At 40.7% G+C, this 22,967-nt stretch carries 20 protein-coding genes and 1 pseudogene; 11 read left to right on the top strand and 10 right to left on the bottom strand.

The window, feature by feature from the left end; all coding sequences use genetic code 11:
* Positions 1–116: 116 nt before the first annotated feature.
* Together JIG37_RS06410 and JIG37_RS06405 are read right to left on the bottom strand one after the other, a co-directional pair.
* Positions 117–530 carry a hypothetical protein gene (locus JIG37_RS06410; protein ID WP_199528979.1) on the bottom strand — a complete coding sequence of 138 codons (414 nt, stop codon included), beginning with the start codon at positions 528–530 and terminating at the stop codon, positions 117–119.
* A gap of 232 nt (positions 531–762) precedes the next feature.
* Entirely contained in the window at positions 763–1,320 is a 558-nt protein-coding gene (locus tag JIG37_RS06405) for a MarR family transcriptional regulator (RefSeq protein ID WP_187490940.1), read from the bottom strand.
* Positions 1,321–1,570: 250 nt separating this feature from the next.
* Between JIG37_RS06405 and adhP the strand changes: the two genes are divergently transcribed.
* The 4 genes from adhP (at position 1,571) to JIG37_RS06385 (ending at position 4,917) form a co-directional block, all read left to right on the top strand.
* Entirely contained in the window at positions 1,571–2,581 is a 1,011-nt protein-coding gene (gene adhP / locus JIG37_RS06400; RefSeq protein ID WP_054563854.1) for an alcohol dehydrogenase AdhP, read from the top strand.
* Between the two features lie 1,013 nt (positions 2,582–3,594).
* A complete protein-coding gene (locus tag JIG37_RS06395) occupies positions 3,595–3,993 on the top strand; it encodes a hypothetical protein (RefSeq protein ID WP_199528978.1) in 399 nt (132 codons plus the stop codon).
* Positions 3,994–4,324: 331 nt separating this feature from the next.
* Positions 4,325–4,522, top strand: coding sequence for a hypothetical protein (locus tag JIG37_RS06390; protein WP_199528977.1), 198 nt, complete (start codon positions 4,325–4,327; stop codon positions 4,520–4,522).
* 98 nt (positions 4,523–4,620) lie between these two features.
* Entirely contained in the window at positions 4,621–4,917 is a 297-nt protein-coding gene (locus JIG37_RS06385) for an energy transducer TonB (protein WP_206769716.1), read from the top strand.
* A 214-nt stretch (positions 4,918–5,131) separates the two neighbouring features.
* On the opposite strand, the gene JIG37_RS06380 is transcribed toward JIG37_RS06385, so the two are convergent.
* Together JIG37_RS06380 and JIG37_RS06375 are read right to left on the bottom strand one after the other, a co-directional pair.
* Positions 5,132–5,428, bottom strand: a complete 297-nt coding sequence (locus tag JIG37_RS06380) for a hypothetical protein (RefSeq protein WP_199528976.1) — start codon at positions 5,426–5,428, stop codon at positions 5,132–5,134.
* Between the two features lie 98 nt (positions 5,429–5,526).
* Positions 5,527–6,387, bottom strand: a complete 861-nt coding sequence (locus JIG37_RS06375) for a ribonuclease E inhibitor RraB (protein ID WP_199528975.1) — start codon at positions 6,385–6,387, stop codon at positions 5,527–5,529.
* A 548-nt stretch (positions 6,388–6,935) separates the two neighbouring features.
* Here JIG37_RS06375 and JIG37_RS22640 point away from each other — a divergent pair.
* Positions 6,936–7,072, top strand: a pseudogene (locus tag JIG37_RS22640) (VOC family protein); the annotation flags it as partial.
* Positions 7,073–7,230: 158 nt separating this feature from the next.
* Complete coding sequence (locus JIG37_RS06370) at positions 7,231–8,025, top strand: alpha/beta hydrolase (protein WP_199528974.1); 795 nt, start codon at positions 7,231–7,233, stop codon at positions 8,023–8,025.
* Here the strand turns inward: JIG37_RS06370 and JIG37_RS06365 are convergent.
* The 3 genes from JIG37_RS06365 to JIG37_RS06355 form a co-directional block, all read right to left on the bottom strand.
* Positions 8,009–8,206, bottom strand: a complete 198-nt coding sequence (locus JIG37_RS06365; protein ID WP_199528973.1) for a hypothetical protein — start codon at positions 8,204–8,206, stop codon at positions 8,009–8,011. The two genes, JIG37_RS06370 and JIG37_RS06365, sit on opposite strands and share 17 nt — an antisense overlap.
* Before the next feature lie 389 nt (positions 8,207–8,595).
* Complete coding sequence (locus JIG37_RS06360; RefSeq protein ID WP_199529009.1) at positions 8,596–11,007, bottom strand: TonB-dependent receptor; 2,412 nt, start codon at positions 11,005–11,007, stop codon at positions 8,596–8,598.
* 194 nt (positions 11,008–11,201) lie between these two features.
* Complete coding sequence (locus tag JIG37_RS06355) at positions 11,202–12,470, bottom strand: amidohydrolase family protein (RefSeq protein WP_199528972.1); 1,269 nt, start codon at positions 12,468–12,470, stop codon at positions 11,202–11,204.
* Positions 12,471–12,617: 147 nt separating this feature from the next.
* Between JIG37_RS06355 and JIG37_RS06350 the strand changes: the two genes are divergently transcribed.
* From JIG37_RS06350 to JIG37_RS06340, 3 genes are all read left to right on the top strand, one after another.
* Positions 12,618–14,441, top strand: coding sequence for a DUF885 domain-containing protein (locus tag JIG37_RS06350; protein ID WP_199528971.1), 1,824 nt, complete (start codon positions 12,618–12,620; stop codon positions 14,439–14,441).
* 65 nt (positions 14,442–14,506) lie between these two features.
* On the top strand, positions 14,507–15,004 hold the full coding sequence (locus tag JIG37_RS06345) for a YcgN family cysteine cluster protein (RefSeq protein WP_138616689.1): 498 nt from the start codon (positions 14,507–14,509) through the stop codon (positions 15,002–15,004).
* Positions 15,004–15,528 (top strand): RNA methyltransferase, encoded by a 525-nt coding sequence (locus JIG37_RS06340; protein WP_138616692.1) that lies wholly within the window; start codon positions 15,004–15,006, stop codon positions 15,526–15,528. The genes JIG37_RS06345 and JIG37_RS06340 overlap by 1 nt, the downstream gene beginning before the upstream one ends.
* A 26-nt stretch (positions 15,529–15,554) precedes the next feature.
* Here JIG37_RS06340 and JIG37_RS06335 read toward each other — a convergent pair whose 3' ends face one another.
* Positions 15,555–17,291 carry a hypothetical protein gene (locus tag JIG37_RS06335; RefSeq protein WP_199528970.1) on the bottom strand — a complete coding sequence of 579 codons (1,737 nt, stop codon included), beginning with the start codon at positions 17,289–17,291 and terminating at the stop codon, positions 15,555–15,557.
* A gap of 179 nt (positions 17,292–17,470) precedes the next feature.
* Between JIG37_RS06335 and JIG37_RS06330 the strand changes: the two genes are divergently transcribed.
* Positions 17,471–19,156 (top strand): M1 family metallopeptidase, encoded by a 1,686-nt coding sequence (locus JIG37_RS06330; protein ID WP_244664363.1) that lies wholly within the window; start codon positions 17,471–17,473, stop codon positions 19,154–19,156.
* A 59-nt stretch (positions 19,157–19,215) separates the two neighbouring features.
* On the opposite strand, the gene JIG37_RS06325 is transcribed toward JIG37_RS06330, so the two are convergent.
* Complete coding sequence (locus tag JIG37_RS06325) at positions 19,216–20,169, bottom strand: carbohydrate kinase (RefSeq protein WP_199528969.1); 954 nt, start codon at positions 20,167–20,169, stop codon at positions 19,216–19,218.
* Positions 20,169–21,386 carry an AGE family epimerase/isomerase gene (locus JIG37_RS06320; protein WP_199528968.1) on the bottom strand — a complete coding sequence of 406 codons (1,218 nt, stop codon included), beginning with the start codon at positions 21,384–21,386 and terminating at the stop codon, positions 20,169–20,171. Before JIG37_RS06320 ends, JIG37_RS06325 begins: the two co-directional genes overlap by 1 nt.
* Positions 21,387–21,523: 137 nt before the next feature.
* Between JIG37_RS06320 and JIG37_RS06315 the strand changes: the two genes are divergently transcribed.
* Complete coding sequence (locus tag JIG37_RS06315) at positions 21,524–22,795, top strand: sugar MFS transporter (RefSeq protein WP_166340869.1); 1,272 nt, start codon at positions 21,524–21,526, stop codon at positions 22,793–22,795.
* The last annotated feature ends 172 nt before the right edge of the window (positions 22,796–22,967 follow it).

Here is a 22,967-nt window from a genome sequence, read left to right as displayed (position 1 = left end):
CTCTAAGTGAATTACTCACAAAGAGGCCAAGAGGCGCTGCGCTTAAGAGGAAAAATATAAATTTATTAAACTATACTTGCTAACTTTGCTCTTGTAACTTTCCCCTCGATACAATTTTAAACCTTTACATTGAGTACTTGTTGCAGTGCATCAACGTTTTTACAGCCAAGGTATATGTTTTTTCCGTCAGCTAAAGTTATTTTAACCGCTTGTCCAACTGACGCATTGTATAACCAACCATCACTTAGCATACGAATGCCAATTCCTTGATACCACTTTGTTTTGAATGCTGATGTCTCTGCAATTTGTGATAATTCAACATCTTTGCGAATAACCCCAAATCCAAAATACCAACGAAGCTTTTGCTCATCGATTACTATTGTTAGTGAAAAGAACAACAAAGTAACAAGCAGGTTTATCGATAATATAATTATTTTGAGGTCAGCCAGTTCAGGCGAAAAAATTATAAAGGTACTAATCACTAATAAAATAATAATTAACGAGTAATTTATTTCTGTCTGTTTATACATAGCTTAATATCCATTTAAGTCAGAACGTAAATAAACGCTTAGTCATTAGTATAGCAAAGGCAAGTGTAGTTATGATTACCCGTTCAAAACGCGCTAAAGCACGGCCTACAAGAGAGCGCGCGAAACAAGTTTCACGCCTACGGTGAGTCCCGTAGGAACGGCTTCAACCGTGAACCTCAAATATTCGGCGTTGAAACGCCTCCTACAAACTTTCCCCTAGCAACTCGCTAACTTAATCCCCTTTCCCTGGTTTTTTCAAAATCTTATCTTTAAAATCAAGCACTTTACCAATGCCAGAGCCTAGTTTCATTAGGCTTTGAAGTTGTTCAGGGCTTAAGCGTTGTAGCTCTGCAGACCATTTAGTTACAGTTTCGAGCAGGTCATGAATTTCTTGCATTTGCTGCTGAGCAAAGCGTTCATCATCATTGTGGGCTTCTTCTAAAATGTTATCGCGAAGCAGGCTAAGGGTAGGGTCTATCTCGCGCTTTTTACGCTCTTCGAATACGCGGTTGGCCATATCCCAAATGCTGCCAGCAGGGCCGTAGTATTCTTTACGGTCACCCGGAATATGATGCACTTTAATTAAGCGCCAAGACTGTAGCTCTTTAATACCCATACTTACGTTTCCGCGCGAGATACTTAAGGTATCGGCAATTTCATTGGCGGTCATTGGCTCTTTAGTAATGGTTAATAATCCACACATTTGACCAATGGTGCGGTTAAAGCCCCAACGGCTACCCATTTCACCGCAGTGCATAACAAAAGCTAAGTTTTTTTCAGATAGGCTCATAATTTTTAGTATTCAAAAATTTCAGAAATTAAATGCTAGCACTCTCGGGGTATAACTAAAAGAAATAGCCACTATGCAATCTGCTACTACTAAAGTGTATATACGCCATTGTTTATTTTTAAGTTATTGAGTTTAAAGTGTATTTTAATTAAATGCCGCAGTGATTAGCTATTTGATGTGGATCAATAATAGTGACAGTTAATAAGTTTATCGTATAGGCTGAAATCCAATAATACCATGGAGGAACGTTATGAAAGCTGCAGTAAATAAAGAGTACAAAGGTAAATTAACAATCGAAGATATCCCATGCCCAGAGGTGGGAATTAACGATGTGCTAGTTAAAATTGCCGCGTGTGGAGTGTGCCACACAGATTTACATGCTTGTCATGGAGATTGGCCAGTAAAACCGAAAATGCCATTAGTACCGGGCCATGAAGGGGTAGGTACTATCGAAAAAGTAGGCGCAAACATTAAACACCTATCAGTAGGCGACCGTGTCGGTGTTCCTTGGTTATATAGCGCCTGTGGTCATTGTGAGTTTTGTTTAGAAGGTAAAGAAACTTTATGCCTTGAGCAGCACAACACAGGTTATTCAGTCGATGGTGGTTACGCCGAGTACTGTGTAGCCCATGGCGATTACGTGGTTAAAATTCCTGAAGGATTAGGCTTTGCAGAAGCCGCACCACTATTTTGTGCGGGGGTTACAACCTATAAAGCGCTTAAAGTGACTGATGCCAAAGCGGGCGACTGGGTTGCAATTGTTGGTGTTGGAGGCCTTGGGCACTTAGCAGTGCAATACGCGAAAGCAATGGGTTTTAATGTGATTGCCGTTGATACCGGCGAGAGCAAGTTGGCACTAGCCAAAGAGCTTGGCGCAGACATCACCATAGATTTTATGAAGCAAGTGCCTTCAGAAACCATTTTTGAACAAGTAGGCGGGGCACATGGCGTTGTGTGTACGGCCGTATCAAAACCCGGTTTTGAGCAAGCTTATAAAAGCGTGCGCCGTGGCGGTAAATGCGTGCTTGTAGGTTTACCACCCGAAGATATGCCATTGCCAATTTTCGATACTGTATTAAATGGTGTGTCTGTTGTAGGCTCTATCGTTGGTACGCGCAAAGACTTACAAGAATGCCTCGACTTTGCAGCGAAAGGTAAAGTTAAAGCCATTATTGAAGAAAAACGCCTCGAAGATATCAACGATATATTTGACGACATGTTAAAAGGCGATATCACAGGCCGAATCGTGATGACGCTTTAAGCTGAGTTAGTTAATGCTGTCAGGTTTGTTGAGTAATCAATTGAATCTGACAGTTTTTCATATGCTAGAAAATAGGGGGGTTGTAACCCGTTATTACCCTAGATGAGTTAACGTAATTACTCAATAGGTCTGCTTTGAGTGATCCGATTCAGTGCTATGCATTTAATGCTATTGGCTAAACTCCATAAATCTGACATACCACATAACTTTTATGTTATTACCAATACGAGGGACTGTGTAAATATATTAGTTTTCTTGTTGTGCTTCCATATTCAAAAAAATAAGCGATGAGCGCAATTTATCTTTCTGAATCTCTCTAGTATTAATAAAAAATTATAGTTGGTAATACATACGTTATTTGTTAAGAATAGATTTATTAATACATGAGCGTGACATCTGCAGAAAGATGCGCGAAGCGCGCAATATAAAATTGTTATACGTCGAACAGGCATCACAGATGATTTTTTAATAAATTCATTAGAGTATTCAAAGAAACGAAAGGGATGCCAAAGTTATTCCAGTTTCAGCATATGCTTAACTCAATTACATATTCACTAATGGTACTTTTTGCTTTCTGGCCTTGGCCAAACGGAGAGTATTCGTTGAATGGGCGCAGCCTTACTTACCAAGAATTTTGGTTAACAGGCATGGCACCTGGTTTCCTATTATTTTGCATACTAATCATTTCAATTTGCTTCGCTTCAGTGAATAAACACTGGGCTGGCCGTGTAGGTACTTTTTTATACTGGGCATCTATTATTGCCTTCATGTCTTTCTATTCTTTAACTGGGGTAGTAATAGGTGGGGCATTAATTGCTTTTTGGGCGTACTATGTGTTTTATAGCACTGGGATGAGGCAGTTTTTTGCTCAGTCAAAAGTATAACAAACAAATTATTGCACTCGCTACCGCTAGTTTGGAGTCAAAACCTTGGCGTGCGCTCTGGTGACTAATTTTAACCAAGTATAATAGCACATATTTTTTCGTTATCTACCTAGAGAGAGCCTGAGCTAAATGGATGCATTGAGCAAGCTTCAAGAAAAAAATAAAATCCACTCTAAGCATCAGCGTAATACTAACTGGAGCGCAGTTTGGGTGCTTTTACTAATGAGCCCATTGTTATTTAGCTATGGCAACGAATTTTACTTTTCTGTGATAAAGAACATTCAAATTGAGACTCCTCACCCATTTATAGTCTTATTTGGCTCGTTATGTTTTGGTTTACCTTTATTAGCTATCGGTGACTGCATGCTTTTCAAGCGCATTAGTAAATTACTTCTTTTAATTATCGCAGAAGCTTGGTTTATCTGGTTTTGGGTAGTTACTCCATTATCTTGGTTGGCATTTTTACCGTTGATTCCTGCATTTGTGATATTACAAATACAACTTCCTAAAATAAGGACACATAAGTAAAAGGTATATAACAAGGTAATAAAGTGGGTAAATTAATAGTTGGCTGTTTTCACTGTGTTCAATAGTGTCAGCGAACTATAAGTTTATTATAAATTAGGAGAGAGCTATCCATGGAAGCACTAGAACGAATCACTAAGAGAGTATGTCGCAACGGTCATCCAGATGACCTGGAGACACCAATACCATTACTTTCAATTGATGAGTTTTTCGATGGAAACGATGTAGTAGGAAGCATAGGATGCAATTTAATTGATATTCCGCATCCCAATGAATTTTTCAAAGTATTTAAGGCTATTAGCCACCGACCTGATGAAAGGATATTAGAATCCAAGTGTCTGCTTTTAATGATCCAGATTGGCCATTTTCGGATTCAGTGTACATAATGACCTCTGCTTCTGAATCTGAGGTAGGTTCATGGTTCCCTGAACACTTAAAACCCGACGAAATTTGGGAGGGCTTTGTTAATCAAGATTACGAGGCTTATGAAATACCCGCTGAAACCCGCCCAGTAGCAGTTTGGTGGGATTAATAAGCAATTTATCAAACGTTGATTATGTGCTTAATTATTAGAGCGTAAGATCCCGTTGTATTACTTACAACCTAAATGGGTCGTTAACTGTCAAAAGGATGTTCAAAATTAAAAAGTTAATATTGATTTGTCTTATCTATGCTTTATCGGGGTGTGCTTCTTCTGATGTGGAACCTGTTCCAAAAGGCTGGGTTTTGCTTTCGTTCGATATTGATAGCAATGGAAATCCTATTAATATCAAAGTTCTTGAGTCAAATCCGTCTATTGTTTTTGATAAAGAAGCTGTTATTGCCTTGGAGAAATGGAAATTCAAACCTAAAGTTGTAAATGGTGTTCCAGTTGTTCAAAAGGAAATGCAAGTCAGATTGGATTTTGAGTTGAATGACGAAAATTAATAACCCAATAAAAGCTCATATTACTCATTCTTTGTTTTAAACAATCACAATTGGCTAAAGCGGGTGCTAATCTTGAAATTGAAAAGGAATTTCTTTTTAAATTCGACGATACTCGTTTAAGCATATAAATGCTACACCAGTTAGAAACTATCTAACCTGTCGGGTTAATTTATAAATGAGACTGTACATACTCAAATTTATAAAACTTGAATGCTTACCAACCATCCAAATATGTACCTAGTTCTTTACCCTTTTCAATATCCTCTTTAGCTAAATAGCTGATACGACTTTGTTCATTTCGCATACTAAATCGATGAAATAAAATACATAAAAGCAAATACATCAACCAGAAAAATAACAGAAACCCTGTGAATAATAAGGCTTTTTCAGTGAGATCAAGTCCATCCCTAAAAAACACTATTGGAATACCGATTAATGCAACTAGCCAAGAGATATAAAAGAACGATGCTTTTGCTGCAGTCTTTATAATTGTCGAATTGTAGTATTTCAATGGCAGACCTTTTGGTATTTCATAACATGTATAGCTAAAGTTTGGCTGTTATCCTATCAACTCTCATCGAAGTTACAGTACAGACTGTAATAGCCTATCTAACTCTTGCAGTATTCCGCTAGTAGTGCATTAACGTAATCTGCACCAAGCTCTTTTGCTTTTTTCCAATTCTGACAAGCGGCTTTTAAATCGCCTAAAGCTTTGAAAGAGTTTGCCATATTAGCGTAAGCGCGCTGCAATGTAATTTCATCCTTCGGGATAATTTCAATTACAGTATCATAATCAGCAATTGCCCCCAGATGATCGCCGTTGTCATCTTTTAACGCTCCTCTATTTAATAATGCGCTAGAAAAGTTTGGTGCAATCTCTATCGCTTTATCATAATCAATCATTGCAGCATTAGAAGCATATAATTCATTCTTTGCTATCGCTCTCGAATAAAGAGCGTCTACGTCTTTGCTATTCACTTTAAGTGTATTTGTCCATTGCGCAATGGCAGCAGAAAGATTGCCTTGATTATAGTAATCAAAACCTTTGTTAAAAAATTCGTCTGCTGTTGTTGCCTCAAATGGCGGAAAAAATTGATTGTTTTTATCGAATGGCGCTCCAAACCCATCAAATTTTGCATCAAACTCGTATCCTCTTTTGTACATATCTAATGTCCAATACACCAAGTTATCTGCGGTTACAGGGAAGGGACTCGTTTTTCCTGATAAATCCCATACACCATTTTCGGTCTTAACTGGCTCTAAAACTTCATATCCGTAACTATTTTTCAGAAGTAAAGCCAAATTATTTAATTTGGCTTTACTGTCAGAAAGAAAATGAAAATCGAAAGCGAGCATTGAATACGGTGTTAAGCCATTCGACTCCATGCTGAAATAAACAGAATCTGCACTATTAATTTCATCGTTATAATTTTTAGAAAACGCCGCCCATGTGAAGTATGTGTTTTCCATTGTGATTCCTTTAAATGAAACTAGCGTTGTAACTAGAAAAATTGTCTTAAAATTCACAAAATCCCTGCAAAATTATCTGTCATTTATAATCTATCATCTTATGTTTAATATCAAAAATCCAAACAAAAAAGCGCGGCTTAACTAAGCCGCGCTTTTTGCTATCGATTCACAATTAAAGTGTGTAGCTAAAAGTTAATTTAGCATTACGCTCTTCACCTGGCATTCCGCCTAAGAACATTGCTTTTGAGTAATAGGTTTTGTTAAACAAACAATTAAAGAAAAACGCCTTGAAGATATCAACGATATTTTTGACGGCATGCTAAAAGGCGATATCACAGCTCATATTGTGATGACGCTTTAAGCTGAGCAGTTAACCCGTTTAACTTTTTTGGCAGACATTTACTTTATGTGTAAAAAATATAATCGCATATCTAGGTAAAGTTGGTGTAATGAAAACAGACTATAGCTGAACGGCTTGGCTAGTAGTACTCAATCCAACAATTGATTATGCAGCCCAAACTCGTGCCATATAAATGCTACAATAGTTATTTTTTCGATCGAAATCGATTGGTATTAACTTCGTCCGAGAGTCGGTAGAACAAGACTATGGAACGGTAGCTATGTTTTTAGAGCTACATGGAATCTTCTTCAATTAAATCTAGATCACCCAATGGAGAAAAGGTAGCATAACAAACAGTTCAAAAAGGGTTAGTACGCGTAGCATTTTGATATGCGCCGATTTCAGTATTGAAACTATGCAGCGACTTGGAAATAGCGTTTTTGCCCCTCAAATAGGTGTGAGTTTTTTAAGTTAAACTAATACATACACAACTGGTTAATAAAATGAAAAATAGAAACGGTTATATTGACGTCAATGGATCGAAGATTTATTTCGAAGTTTCGGGCAATCTTAATGGGGAACCATTATTAATGCTGCATGGTGGTCTTGGTTCATTAAATGAGCTAAGTAGTATTCACCAATATGTAGCTACTGAATATCAGTTGATAAGTGTCGACTTTCGTGGGCATGGCAAGTCCTTTTTAGGTAATAGTCCACTTAGTTACATGCAATACCAAGAAGATATTCAATATGTACTTAGCTATCTGAATATTGACAAATATTCAATTTTTGGCTTTAGTGATGGCGGCATTGTCGGTTATCGGCTAGCTGCACAAGAGTCAGAAAGAGTGTCTTGTTTGGTTACACTCGGTTCACAGTGGCGGCTAGAGGCAAATGATCCATCAAAAGAATTGTTAAGTGGCTTAACGCCTGATTTTTGGGCTGCAAGATTTGCTGATGATGTTGCTTTTTACAAATCTTCAAACCCTGAACCGAATTTTCCTAAATTAGTAGACGCGGTAAAAGCAGTTTGGCTTGATACAACAGAGTCGGGCTATCCGTATGACATGGTCGAAAAAATCTGCTGTCCAACATTGATCATGAGGGGAGATAACGATTTCCTATTTTCGTTAGATGAAGCTGTAGCCTTGAAGTTAAAAATTGCAGGTAGTAGCCTTGCTAATATTCCATTGACGGCTCATTCATCCCATCAAGAATCACCAAAATTAGTCGGTGAAATGCTAAAACAGTTTCTGTCGCATACAAAAATTAACAAACAATTTAAGAGTGATTCGTAACTTCAACTCTACGTTTGAAAAATAATTTATAAGAAACTAAAAACCAGTCAAAAGTTACCGAGGCTAGCTCCCAACCATGCTTACCAAAATTTACACAAACTTCTTCAAGCTCTTTCTCTTTAGTTGAGCGAAGCTTAAATATTCCATTGATATTTATTATTTGGTATTCGAATGAGTTCATTTAATTGCTTCCTTGTCACCCAAGCCTTTATGATGCTCGGTTAAATTTGTAAGTTACAATCAGGTCAACTATGTCGCTTTTGCAATTGATGGCGTTGTCACATAGCTACTGAACAAAACTAAAGCCAACAACTATCTATTGATAACAAATTTTTGCAGAGCCTACCAGTGTAAATTATATAGAGGTTGCTTTCTTGACAGTGATGGAAAATCAGACTGTTATGGATGTTTAGCATAAATTTAATGATAAGAATGACTGTTTCTTGCCGCCTGTGATCTAAACACATTTATCTTAATTCTAATATTTGACGGGCTCCTAGCTATAATTAATTCTGTGAAAACAAATAAGCGCGACCCAACTAAGCCGCGCTTTTTGCTATCGATTCACAATTAAAGTGTGTAGCTAAAAGTTAATTTAGCATTACGCTCTTCTCCTGGCATACCGCCTAAGAACATTGCTTTTGAGTAATAGGTTTTGTTAAACAAGTTATTTAGGTTTAACTGTAGTTTCCAATCATCTGTTTGGTATTGAATGGCGGCGTCGTAAACCGTGTAGCTAGGTACGTAGCCATCAGGAATACCAAACGAGGTTGAGTTTGTGCTGCGGTCATCAACATACTGTACGCCTGCGCTAATTGTCAGTGGCTCGGCTAAATTAAACCATTTAGCGTCATAGCTTAACCAGCTGCTTGCTGTTACATAAGGCACACCTTTTTGACGAGTATCGAAAGATGATGAGTTAGGGTTTTTCTTATCGCGGGCGTCTTGATACACCGCGTTTACGTTAAGTTTCCACTGCTCGTTTAAATCGGCATTTAAATCAAGCTCAACACCTTTGGTTTGCTCTTCCCCATCGTAAAAGCTTTTTGGTACTGAGGCATCAGATACACCGGCTTCGTACTCTGGGTTGGCATACTCAAGGTTGGTACGAGCACTATCAAATACCACAAGTGATGCTAGTAGTTGATCGTCAAACGCTTTTACACGCATACCAATGTCGTTACTGACTGACTCGGCGTCATCGCGGTCCGCTTCGTTACCTGACACACTACCAAGTACACTGTAGGCTGTGCGGCCTTTAGAGTGGTTTACAAAGAACGAAATATCATCGCTCAGTTTGTAGGTTGCACCTAGGTTATAGGTCATACCGCTGTCTGATGTATCTGCTTCTGGTGTTGGCTCGGCGGCACTAGCACGGTAGCGCGCATCAACACCAAAATGTTCGTAGCTTTGTTTAATACGGTTAAACGCAACACCTACACGGGTTGTGAAAGTGTCGTGAATATAGGCAACATGTTGAATACCCACACCCCAAGCTTGAACCTTTTTGTTGTAATCGCTGGTTTTTAGCGGATCGTAGTCGTAAAAGCTGCCTTCGCCCCAGTTCGGGTTACGAATATCAAAAATGTAAGGTAATTGACCTTGGTAAATTACCTCTCCATCTTTGTTTTTAATGACCTTGTCGGCATCGTAAATTGAGTATTGTTTAAAACGAATATCGCGGTCTTCGTAGTTGGCGTTTACAAGTAGTTCGTTATCGATTCCGGCAAAGCTAAAGTCATAACGTAAGTCAGCAAAGTATTGCCATGATTTTTCGTCAGCCTCTACTTGGCGGTATTCTTGGCGACGCGCTGCAAATGGGTAAAGTACGTCATCAACCACTAAAGGAGCGCGCGGCTCGGCATTGATCACGCCATTACGGTTCCAATAAACATAGTTATAAGCACCCGTTTGGCGGGCAAAGCTCGATTCGTAATTACGATATTGTAATTGCTGATTTAAAAATAAATTATCAGTAATAAAGTAGTTATGAGTTAACTTAAAGCGCAGCTCTTCGCCTTCGTTATCATTTGCCATCGGCGAGATAATACCGTTATGACCAAAGGTGTAAGGAGTTAAGCCATCATTTGCTGCCAGTGACTCTGCTAATTGTTGGCGTTGCTGATCGGTTAGTTGCAGGCCTTGTGCCGTTGCGTCGTTAATTAAATCGGCAGCGGTTACTTCACCTGCGGTTTTGCCATTCACTGAGTCGCTGTTAAAAATACGAATAGGGTGGCCAATTGAGTCAACGGCAATGGCATCTTTAATATAAGCGGCAGAAATCATGATGTCTTGTTTGTCGCTTAATACGTATTTTAACGCGCCATAAATTTCATCACGGTCGTCTTTTAAGTCCCGGTAGCCCTCGCTGCGAGCGGTTTTTGCGTTAACGCGATAAGCAAGGTCATCGGTTAATGCTGCTGTGCTATCAAAGCCTAATGAGTAGCTATCCCATTGACCAAGCTCTGCATTTACCGTGTGTTTTTCAGTAAATTGTGGTTTCTTCTCGATTAGGTTGATAACACCACCTGCGCTACCCATACCATATAAACCTGTTGCAGGGCCTTTAAGTACTTCTACAGATTCAACATTGGTCATTGAGCGTGTAGGGTTAAAGGTGTTACCTAGGCCTGCACCGCCATACATGCCATCGTAAGTATAGTTAGCGCCTAAACCGCGGATCACTAAGTTATCACCAATACCGTAGTTGTTACCGGCTTGGGTTACACCACTGATGTTACGCACTAAGTCTTGTAAGTTAGTTGCGCCTTGCGAGTTGATAAGCTCTTGATCAACAACTACAACAGGTGCAGGTGTTTCCATTAGGGTCATATTTGACTTTGTGGCAAGGCCAGATTCAAGTACCACACGGTTTTGTTTGTCGTAAACGGTAATACGTTCAACTGAGTCTAAATCGTTGGCGTTTGCATTGAATGCGCTTAAGCAGGCTAGGGCTAAAATTGAATATTTATATGTCATGATTATAGGTAATTGTCGAAATTTTTCGGCAATGATAATGCGAGACATTTTCATTTCAAGTTTTATTTAACCATTATGAGTATTTTTTTAACCTAGATACATTTTTTTAACGGGTGTGTTTTTTGTTGGTAAATTTGTTTTCAAAATGGTTACATGAGGTGTGATTGGCTTTGCAAGTGCAAAGCCAACATTGTGGCTTATTTAAAAACTTTACCGTCTTTCATTACAAATTGTACATCTTCAAGTACTGAAATGTTTTCAAGCGGGTTGCCTTTAACGGCAATAATATCGGCTAAGAAACCGTTTTTGATTTGCCCAAGTTGATTATCAGCTTTAAGTAGTTTGGCACTATTGATGGTGGCAGACTGCAATGCTTGCAGCGGTGTCATACCAAATTCAACCATACGCGAAAACTGCTTTGCGTTATCGCCATGAGGGTAAATTGCTGCATCGGTACCAAATACCATATTTACGCCTGCTTTTACTGCACGGTTAAAGCTATCACGTTGCTTTTTAGATACTTGGCGTTCTTTATTGAGGTTTTCTTCTGCAACCCCGTTTTGTTCGCCAAAGGCAAGGGTGTACTCAGTGTTGTAAATATCCATTGAGAACCAAGTGCCGTGTTTTTTTGCAAGTTTAATGGCTTCGTCATCGACAAAGCTAACATGCTCAACACTGTCTACACCGGCAACAATGGCCGCTTTAATACCACTGGTGCCGTGTGCATGGGCTGCAACGGTTAGGCCACGTAAATGAGCTTCGTCAACAATGGCATTCATTTCGTCTTGGCTATATTGTTGAATACCGACTTTTGTGCCTTTAGAAAATACGCCGCCTGTAGCGCAAAATTTAATGGCATTGGCACCGTACTTAATGTTTTCACGCACTTTAGCGCGCACAGCCCAAGGGCCATCAGCAACGCCTTCGGCGGTGTATTTCATTTCTGGTGGTAAACGGTTGTTATCACAGTGACCGCCAGTAACACCTAAAGACGGGCCAGCCGCCCAAATACGCGGGCCAACAATATCGCCTGCGTTAATGCCATCGCGTACTGCAATCACGCTGTAGCCTTCTGCGCCTAAGTTACGCAGCGTTGTAAAACCTGCATACAGTGTTTTTTCGGCAAAGTGTGCCGCTTTAATTGCTTTACGCGGAATCGATTGACCAATTCGCTCACTGCGCGGTACGGTAGGATCGCTCGTTAAATGCACATGCATATCCATTAAACCTGGCAGCAAAGTCAGTTCTAATAATTGAATGTGCTTATCGCCGTCTTTTAAGTTTGGCTGTTTATTGCTTTGCACAGCTGTAATTTGACCATTATCTATACTAATAAGTGGTGATTTAATCAGTTTACCTGAATTTACATCTACCATGGCTTTTGCCGATAAGTAGGTGGTTGCATAGGTATTTAAAGAGGTTAGGCAAGCTAGGCCTAGGCTAATAGCAAGAGCTGTCTTTTTCATTTTTATTCAAAATTGGTAAGTCGAGCCGCCACTCTAGCAATCAGCTTACAAAGTGTAAATAAACTGCGATAAGTTGCAGCGATACTTGCTAAATAGGGAACTAAACCCTCATAATTTACGCGTACTTAATATAAGGGCAGGGAAAGAATGAAAAACGTAAAACTAGCACTACTTAGTTCGGCAGTGATGTTTGCATTACTTGGTTGTAATGAATCAACGCCAAGCAACGAAAAAACAACGCAGGCAGTAAGCAAACAAGCACCAAGCGCAACGTCAGCCACAGAGCAACTTGATTTATTACTAGCAGATTACTTTGAAGCAGGTTTAAAATTTAGCCCTGTTAGCGGCACTTACATTGGCCGTAGCGAATTTAACGATCAATTTATTGCACCCATTAGTAAAGCCAACCGCGACGAGCGGCTTAATTTTGTTAAAGAATACCAAAATAAATTAGCAAATATCGACAAAGCGCAATTAAAGGGTCAGTCATTATTGAGCTACGAAATTCTAGCTCGCGATTTAGACCTTGCGATCGAAGGCGCTCAGTTTCCAAGTTACTTAATGCCAATTAACCAAATGGGCGGGGCGCATAATACTTTTGCTGCTTTAGGCTCTGGGCAAAGTGCACAACCTTTTAACACGGTTGAAGATTATCAAGCATTTGAAAAACGTGCTGACGGTTTTATCGCGTGGTTAGACAGTGTTGAGCAATCAATGCGCCAAGGCATGAAAGACAAAGTGGTTCTTCCTAAGCCGCTTGCTGAAAAACTATTACCGCAATTTCAAACTCATATTGTAGAAAAACCAGAAGAGTCATTATTCTGGGGGCCAATTGCTCAGTTACCTGAATCTTTCAGCGACGAGCAAAAAGCACAGCTAACAAGCGAGTACACGGCGATGATCAGCGAGCGTTTAGTGCCTGCGTATCAAAAAATGGCTGACTTTTTAGCGAATGAATACATTCCAAATGCCCGTGAAAGCATTGGTTACAGCGACCTACCAAATGGTAAAGCATGGTATGAGTATCAAATTAAACAGCATACAACGCTGAGCCTAAACGCCGATGAAATTCATGACATTGGCTTAAGTGAAGTATCGCGCATTTTATCTGAGATGAAAAAAGTCAAAGAGACTGTCGGTTTCGAAGGCGATTTAAAAGCGTTTTTTGAACACCTTAGAACCTCAGATGAGTTTTACTACGATACGCCAGAAGAGCTAATTGCTGCGTACGAAGCAGTAAAAGAAAAGATTGATGCTAAGCTGCCGCAAATGTTCGATATTGCGCCAAAAGCGCCATACGTTGTAAAAGCAGTTGAAGATTTTCGCGCTGAATCAGCTGCGGGTGCATCTTACCAGTCGCCAGCGCCAGATGGTTCGCGCCCAGGTATTTTCTATATCAATACCTTTAACCTAAAAGCACAGCCTAAGTTTTTACTTGAAACCTTGTCTATTCATGAAGCAGCGCCGGGTCACCACTTTCAAATTGCCTTGCAACAAGAAATTGAAGGATTACCACTGTTTCGTAAATTCGGCGGCTACACGGTATTTGCAGAAGGTTGGGCATTGTATGCAGAAAGCTTAGGTAAAGAGCTTGGCTTATTTACCGACCCTTACATGTGGTACGGTCGTTTATCAGATGAGCAATTACGTGCAATGCGCTTAGTGCTTGATACTGGTTTCCACGCAAAAGGTTGGACACGTCAACAAGGTATTGATTACATGTTGGCTAACTCATCAATGGCCGAAAGCGACATTATCGCCGAAGTTGAGCGTTATATCGCATGGCCGGGCCAAGCGCTGTCGTACAAGTTAGGTCAGTTCAAAATTCAAGAACTACGTGACTATGCGAGCAAAGAGCTAGGCGATAAGTTCGACATTAAAGCTTTCCATACGCAAGTTCTGATTGATGGCGCATTACCTATGCCAATTCTTGAAGAGAAAATTAAGCGTTGGGTTAACGAGCAAAAGTAACCGCCTTTGCGCGCATGCTGGCTTTACGCTAGAATGCGCGCTGTTTAGGGGCTTTGAGTAATACCATGTTAGAAGATCAATTTTGGCTTAAGCGCTCGCTTGAGCAAATGTCACAACCCGAATGGGAAGCTATTTGTGACGGCTGTGGTAAATGTTGTTTAAACACATTTATCGACAGTGAAGACGAAGATGAATTTACCGCAACGGATCAACTTCGCGAGGGTGAAGAACTCATTTTCACTAATATCGTTTGCCAATACCTAGACAACGACACCTGTGGGTGTAGCGAATATGCGAACCGCCAAACTTTGGTGCCTTCATGTGTAAAGCTCACTAAAGAAAACCTCAAAGATATCTTTTTTATGCCGCAAAGCTGTAGCTACCGTCGCCTTTACGAAGGCCGTGGCCTTGCGTCTTGGCACCCGTTACTGAACGGTGGCAGTAAAGACATGATGCATCAGCTGGGTATTTCTGTGCGTGACAAAACAGTGAAAGACTGTGATGTAGACCTAGATGACTTCGACCTTTACGTGGCCGAGTGGCCAACCAGAGACATTGATTAATGAGCGTCCTTAAAGCAAGCATTGGCTTGTTAAACCCAAAAAGCCCAACCAATGTGGGTGGGGTATTACGTGCCGCGGGTTGTTACAACGCTAAGCAGGTGTTTTTTACGGGTAGCCGCTATTTACGTGCAAATAAGTACCATACCGATACTAAAAATGTGCTTGAGCATATTCCGCTAACGCAAGTCGAAAGCCTTGAGCAAGCAAAGCCTGAAGGTGCCACAACGGTGGTGATTGAGCTTGTTGAAGGTGCAACGCCGCTGCCTGAATTTAAGCACCCTGAAAACGCATTTTATGTGTTTGGCCCTGAAGATGGCTCGGTTAGTAAAGACGTGCTGAAATGGTGTGATGAAGTAGTGTATGTACCAACCATAGGCTGTATGAACCTAGCTGCAACCTGCAATGTTGTGCTGTACGACCGACTTGCCAAACTCGGTGGTATTGAGAGTTCTAACGACACCATCTGTAATAGTCGAGACACTAACAACTCACTTAAATGGCAACAAAAAAAGAGCGCTAAATAGCGCTCTTTTTAGATTCAAACTCAAAATTACTTTTTAGTAATTTGTACGTTACTTTCAAGGCCAATGCCGTTGTCGGTAATGTCTGTGGCAAAATAAACACCGACAGGTTGATCTCGTAGGGAATCAAGCTCAGCCATTTCTTCATCACTTAATTGACCCGTTGATGCAATTGTATCAAGTAAAGGTAATAAGATTTTTTGTACGTCGAATGCCATGTTCACAAAGCCATTTTTAGTGACACTTTGCGACTCTAAGGTTTCGGCGATTTGTGCTGACTTATCACCCGTGAAAATCACAATATGATTGCCTTTAAGGGCCATTTTTATATCAAAGTTAAGTGGCACAGGCGATGGAATGTATTCATTGATCAGTACTGCATCACCATTGGCTGGTAGTTTTATGTTAGCAAGCGGCGGTACAAAACCTTGCGCAATTGAATACAAGCCATGGGCATCAGTCGCCGATAGGGTAACGATGGCATCAAGCTTGTCTATTTGTGGGCCGTTGTAGTCATCGATAGTAAATGCAGCGTCTTGAACGCTGACACTCATACCTTGTACGCCATTAGCAAAGCCCGACATCATAGCAAGGCCAGCAGTGCTCACTTCTTGCATTTCATTTTGTAGTGCGACAATTGGGCCACAGTTAAACTCAGCCGACTTAATTGCACCGGTTAGTGTATTGGCCAGTGGCAGTACTTTTGCCACATCAATACCATAGGCAACACTCATCATTTGCCCGTCAAGCCCGGTGGTGTGTTTTGGTACAAAACCACGCACAGCTTGTAGGGTATTTAGTAAGTCTTGATCTGTGCTTTGCAGTACTGCTTTTACGTCAAAATCGGCGTAGTCGGCGGTAATACGTGTTTTTGTTGTGCCAGATACTGTTGCAGGCCATTTAGCGGCAATGGCTGCTATATCATCTTGACACTCAGGTGTTGAAATCATTGCTAACGCATTTGCTTGCTGGGCTTTATCAAGTAATTCTTTGAGCATTTGGTGTAAGCGAGAGTCTTCTTTGCCAGTTACAGCATTGGCTATACGTTGATGATCAACAAAGCCAACCGAGTTACCATCAAGCGAAAAAGTTTTAATAAGCTCAGGTAGTTTTTTAGTTTCAGCCAGTGATTGAGCCGGTTTTTCTACGCCAAGGGCAATACGTAAATCTTGATCATTAGAAAGCGCAGTGGTCAGCGTTAAGGTAGCCCAATTATTGTGAGTTGATGCAATTAGGTTGAAGTTATCTAAGCCTTCAAGCTCAATGGCAAAGCGCGTGTAACTTACACCTTCAAGGCTTTCTGTAGTATAAGCAATACCGGCTTCATCAGCAGATTGTTTAATGCTTTTGATAATGCTGCTTTGATCAGCGACCTGAAAACGCACAATCGGCATTAAACCTTGCGCATACATCATGCCTTTGTAGTCATCACCAAAGCCCCATATCGATTTGAAGGCATCGTAAGAGCTCAATGATTGTTGGTATTTTTCCATCAGTGATGCAAGGAATAGGGCATTCTTATCATCGACTGTTTTAAGCTCAGCAATGATGGGCGTTAAATCGCTCGTGCCTTTCATTGCATCTGGCATAAGCGCAAAGTATTTGCTGTACGGAAACGGTTTAAGTTGACCATAAAAAACTGCCGTATCGGCAGGAACGTATGCAAGCTCAGGTAAATCTACATCAACACTGGCTTTATTTTGTGAGTACAACAACGCACCTGCAACAATGGCAATCGCGCCCCCAGCAAGAAGCTTATTATTCATAGGATGAATTCCTTTTTCTAAAATTAGGAGAAAACATACCATGAAAGCCGTTTTCTGACCAATGTTGCTGTATTAAACGGATTGAATTTTTGTAACAAGTTATTCACCGCAAAGCACAGTTTAAACTTTTAACCTATGTCATATTTTAATAATACAAATAACAACATGGAGTAGATGTTTTGCAGGTAACTCAATTATTTAAAAGCGTGTCAGCCGTTGCTATGACCGCCATTCTAGCTGGCTGTAGTGTTAAACCTTTGCCACTTGATCCAAGCGTTGGTGATACTGGTCAGCCATTATCGGCAGTTGCACTAAAAAGCGATGTGCAATTTTACGACTTATCACTTGAAGTGTTTCCTGATGATAAACGCATTAAAGGGGTGTCGAAAACGCAGTTTAAAATGCTATCTGCTAGCCAATTTGTTGAACTAAAACTTGATAGCCGATTTTTAATCACTGCAATTACCTCAGACGATAAAACACTTAACTATACCCGCAATGCAGGTGTGCTAAACATTGATTTAGGTAAGCAATACCCTGCGGGTAGCACAGTAAGTGTTGCTGTGGCCTATGAGGGCAACCCCCATATTGCTAAAAACGCGCCTTGGGATGGCGGGTTTGTATTTGCTGAAACAGAAAGCGGCGAGCCGTGGATAGCTACCGCAGTGCAGGGCGAAGGTTGTGATTTATTCTGGCCTTGTAAAGATCATTTTGCTGACAAAGCTGATAGCATGCGCATAAGGCTCACAGTACCAAATGGTTTAAGTGCGGTAACCAACGGGGTATTGCAAAGCGTAAAACCAGTCGGAGCAAACAAACAACAATTTGATTGGCTGCTATCTGTGCCTGCAAGCGACTATAACATTGCCCTGAACATAGGCCCGTATCAACGTATTGAGCGTAGTTATACTAGTATTAATGGCACTGAGGTTCCGATTGAATTTTGGGCACTTGCTAAACACACACAGCAAGCGTCGATGCTAATAGAGCAGGATTTGCGTTCTCAAGTCGCGTTTTTTGAGCGCTTTTTAGGGCCTTACCCATGGGGGAATGACAAACTGGGCTTTGTTGAAACACCGCATTTAGGTATGGAACATCAAACGATCAATGCTTATGGTAAAAAATATAAGCGTGATGCTGGCGGTTATGATTGGTTATTACAGCATGAGTTAGCTCATGAGTGGTTTGGTAATTTAATGACCCATGAAAAACTCAACGATGCATGGCTACACGAAGGCTTTGGCAGTTACATGCAGCCAAGTTATAGCTTGTATAAATTCGGTGAAGCGGCCTATAACCACAGCATGTATAAGTCGTATTTAGGGCTTAAAAACTGTAAAGCCATTGTACTTGATGGCGACATAACCTCAGATCAAGCATTCAACCCTGATATTTATGGCAAAGGCAGTTGGACTTTACATACCTTACGCTGGTTAATTGGTGATGAGTTATTTTGGCAAGCCACCCGTGAGCTGCTTTATGGGGTGAACGACACCAAGCAATTAGCTTACCCAATTTCACCACGATATCGAAATACCGATGAGTTTATTGCTATTGTTAACCGCTTAACGGCGAAAGATTATAGCTGGCTGTTTGATGTGTATTTAAAACAGGCTCAATTACCTGAACTTGATGTTATTCAATCAGCTAACAGCTTAACGCTGAAATGGAACAAAAACTCTTTACAAGATAAGCCATTCCCTATGCCTGTTCCGGTGCAAATAAACGGTTCGTTGCAAACTTATTATGTTGAAAATGGCGAGATTAGCATTGCTTTAAAAGCGGGGGATCATGTGGTGATCGTTCCAAACATGAAGGTGTTTAGGTATTTACCAATTATCGATAAATGTAAAACTGAGCAATAGCGAAGAAGCCCAGCATAAACGACTTTATACTGGGCTTATTACTCAACCTAAACAAAGTTCTAGGCTAAATCGGCTGCGCTTGGTAAAGACGCAAATGCACCATAACGGCTTACAGCAAAAGCGCCAGCTTTAGCTGCATAAGCAATGGTTTGTTCGATATTCTCTGGCGTTTGGCAAAACGCTTTAAAACTTTGTTTGTTTTCACAGTGCTGACCAACCTTTGACAGCATGCCGCCAATAAACGCATCGCCTGCGGCTGTGGTATCAACTACTTTTGTTGCTGGTGGGCTAACTTGACCTTTAAAGTCTGCGTGATAAAAGCTGATTGCTTCGCCGCCATTGGTAACTAGCAAACAGATTACACCGGCCTTTAAAATGGCATCAATAGTATGCTCAAGTGGCATTTCTTGATGGCTTCTTTGATTTAAAAACTCAAGCTCTTCAAATGAGAGTTTAACGATATCTGCCAGAGAAATAACATGCCACATTCTATCAAGCGTATGGCGCATACTTGGCCACAGGTTTTCGCGCAGATTCATATCAAAGCTACAAATTGCACCTGCTTTTTTCGCCTGCGTTAAACCATAAATTGTTGTTTGATAGATATTGTGCTCAGTTAAACTGTTGCTGCATACGTGCATGATGGCGTGATTTGCAAACATTGCATGCTCAAAGTCGTCCACTCGATACAGTAAATCGGCAGCTGGTGGGCGATAAAAACTAAACGAGCGTTCGCCATTTTCATCGAGTGATACAAACGCCAATGCTGTTTTAGCCGCATCGGTGAATGTACAGTAATCAGTGTTTACCGCATGCTGCTCAAGCTCTTGTTTAATAAAGTGACCGAACATATCATCGCCTAGCATACCGCAAAAGCTGGTGTTTAGGCCTAGTTTTGCTGCTGCAACAGCCACATTGGCAGGTGCGCCACCTGCGTATTTGGTAAATGACTCTGGTTGTTTACCATCTGATAAAAAGTCGATTAATGCTTCGCCAAAACACACTAAACTCATTATGCATTCCTCAAGGTTAAGGTTCTTAATACTTCGTAGCAGGCACCCATAGTATGGTAGTCGGTTTTGCCTGCTGGCGATTTTTCGTCACTGTAGGGTTGGTTTTGTGCTGATAAAATGCGATACCACGCACCATATTGGTGATCTACCATATGTTGCCAACTGTATTGCCAAATTTTTTCGTACCATTGCCAATAGCTTTCGTCATTTGTGGCATCAGCGAGTAGGGCTGCTGCGGCTAATGATTCGGCCTGCACCCAAAAGTATTTATCGCTATCACAAATTTGTTTATCTGGTGCAAAGCCATAGAAAATGCCCCCATGTTGCTGATCCCATGCAATCCTAAGGGTTTCATCAAACAGGCTTTTAGCGCGCGTTACCAGCCAAGGTTCATCAATATGGCGGTTTAAAATAAGTAACAGTTTTGCCCACTCAGTTTGATGACCTGGTTGAAATCCCCAAGGTCTAAATAAATGCTGCGGGTCATCTTTGTTGTAATCTAAATCGAGTTGCCAATTTTTAGAATAGTGTTCCCAGACAAACTGTTGGCTCTGTGCAGCCAGTTTTACTGTGAAAGTTTCGGCAAGTTGTTTAGCACGTTTTAAATAACGGGTCTCGTTGGTTGCTTCAAAACACATCAGTAAGGCTTCGCATAAATGCATATTGGCATTTTGGCCGCGATAGTCATCTGCACAGCTAAAATCGGCATTTTGCTCATCTAAATAGGCATTATGCTGGGGTTCAAAGTAGTGCTGCTCTAATAAATCCCAAACTTGCGAAAGGGTATTTTTGCAGTCGTTTACCCCTGCTTTTAAGGCTACTGCGTTTGCAAGCATAACAAAGGCAAGCCCGTAGCAATGATTGGTGTCGTCTAACACGGTTACTTTGCCGTTATCATCTTGCTCAATAAGCCAAGCATAACCACCAGATGCTTGTTTATGCGCATGTTCAAGGTGAGCTAAACCATGTTTAGTGAGGCTTAAATATTCTGGCTCTTTAAACTCTATGTACGCCATTGCATAGTTAAAAACAAAGCGGGTGCTCGAGACTAAATGGCGAGTGTGTTTATCGTAGATCGCGCCATTATTTTTAAAAAACTGATAAAAGCCAGCTAAGCCATGGGCTGAATGATCAACACAATGGGGGTGATAAAAAGCAAGAGTATCTTGAATATGCTGCTTAAGAAAATCAGGGCTTTTAAAGTTAACTGTGGCCATGCGTTATTAATAAATCTGTGTACATCTTGCAACTATAGCAGGAAATAAAAATATTGGAACGTTCCTAGTAAATCTTTGTGCTATTTTTACTTCAATGTGTAGAATCAAAGGTAACTTGTTAACGGAGTGAAAACCACGTGAGTGAAATAAATACAAACCAATCGTTTGTCGCCGATGGTTCGCAGCAAAATAAAAACTACCTGCTACCACTGACAGCAATGACAACCCTGTTCTTTTTATGGGGTTTTATTACAGTTTTAAATGACGTGTTGATCCCGCGCTTAAAAGGGGTATTCGATTTAACCTACACAGAAGCAATGCTGGTTCAGTTTTGTTTCTTTGGTGCTTACTTTATTGTGTCGCTACCAGCGGGTATGTTGGTTAAAAAAATGGGCTACAAAAATGGTGTACTAACTGGCTTAGTCGTAGCATCAATTGGCTGTATGTTATTTTACCCAGCGGTTGTAGTACATGAGTACTGGTTATTTTTAGGTGCGTTATTTGTATTAGCGGCAGGTATTACCGTATTACAGGTATCTGCTAACCCGTACGTTGTGGCGTTAGGTCCTGAAAAAACGGCGTCGTCACGTTTAAATTTAGCTCAAGCACTTAACTCACTCGGTACCACAGTTGGTCCATATGTGGGTGGTATTTTATTCTTTGGTACAGCAGGCACGTTAGCTGCAAACGCGGCCACCGCTGAATCTGTCAAAGTGCCTTACCTTATGCTTGCAGCTGCACTACTGACCATTGCTGTAGTATTTGCCTTCTTTAAATTACCCGTGATTGCAGAGCACACAGAAGAGCAAGACTGCAAAGCGAAAGGCCACAGCCTAGCTGAAGCACCTCATTTAATGATGGGTGTTGTAGGTATCTTCTGTTACGTCGGTGCTGAGGTTTCAATTGGTAGCTTCTTAGTAAACTACTTTGGCGAAGCGCACATTGCTGGCCTTGAAGAGCATGCGGCGGCAAGCCTAATTGCTTATTATTGGGGCGGTGCAATGGTGGGTCGTTTCATTGGCTCTGCAGCATTGCAAAAGATTGCGCCTTCAAAAGCGTTATTCTTTAATGCCATGATGGTTATTGTATTGCTGTTAGTGACTATATTCACTGAAGGTGATGTGGCGCTTTATTCAGTACTTGCGATTGGTTTATTCAATTCAATCATGTTCCCGACTATTTTTTCTGTTGCTATTGAAGGCCTAGGTTCACTCACAAGTAAAGGTTCGGGTTGGTTATGTTTAGCAATCGTAGGTGGCGCCTTAGTACCATTAGTACAAGGTGTGGTAGCTGATACAGTAAACATTCAACAAAGCTTCTTTGTACCTGTGATTTGTTATGCATTTATCGCTTGGTATGGCTTAAACGTTGTACGTTTAGCAGATAGCTGGAAAAAACGCATCAACTAAAAATAACTATTAATAAAAACCCCGCACAGAGTTGCGTAATGCTGATCAGTTAAGAATATTTTTATGATCACTTGACTGATCTTTTCATAGCTTCAAAATCCGATATTAGAAATAATATCGGATTTTTTATGTCTCTAATTCAGCACTTCGATGATATGTCCTCCTTTTTAGA

The organism is Pseudoalteromonas sp. bablab_jr010 (assembly GCF_016464105.1).
GTDB lineage: Bacteria > Pseudomonadota > Gammaproteobacteria > Enterobacterales > Alteromonadaceae > Pseudoalteromonas > Pseudoalteromonas simplex.
The sequence above is the reverse complement of the archived record's forward strand: the minus strand, read 5'-3'. Positions and strand labels throughout refer to the sequence as shown.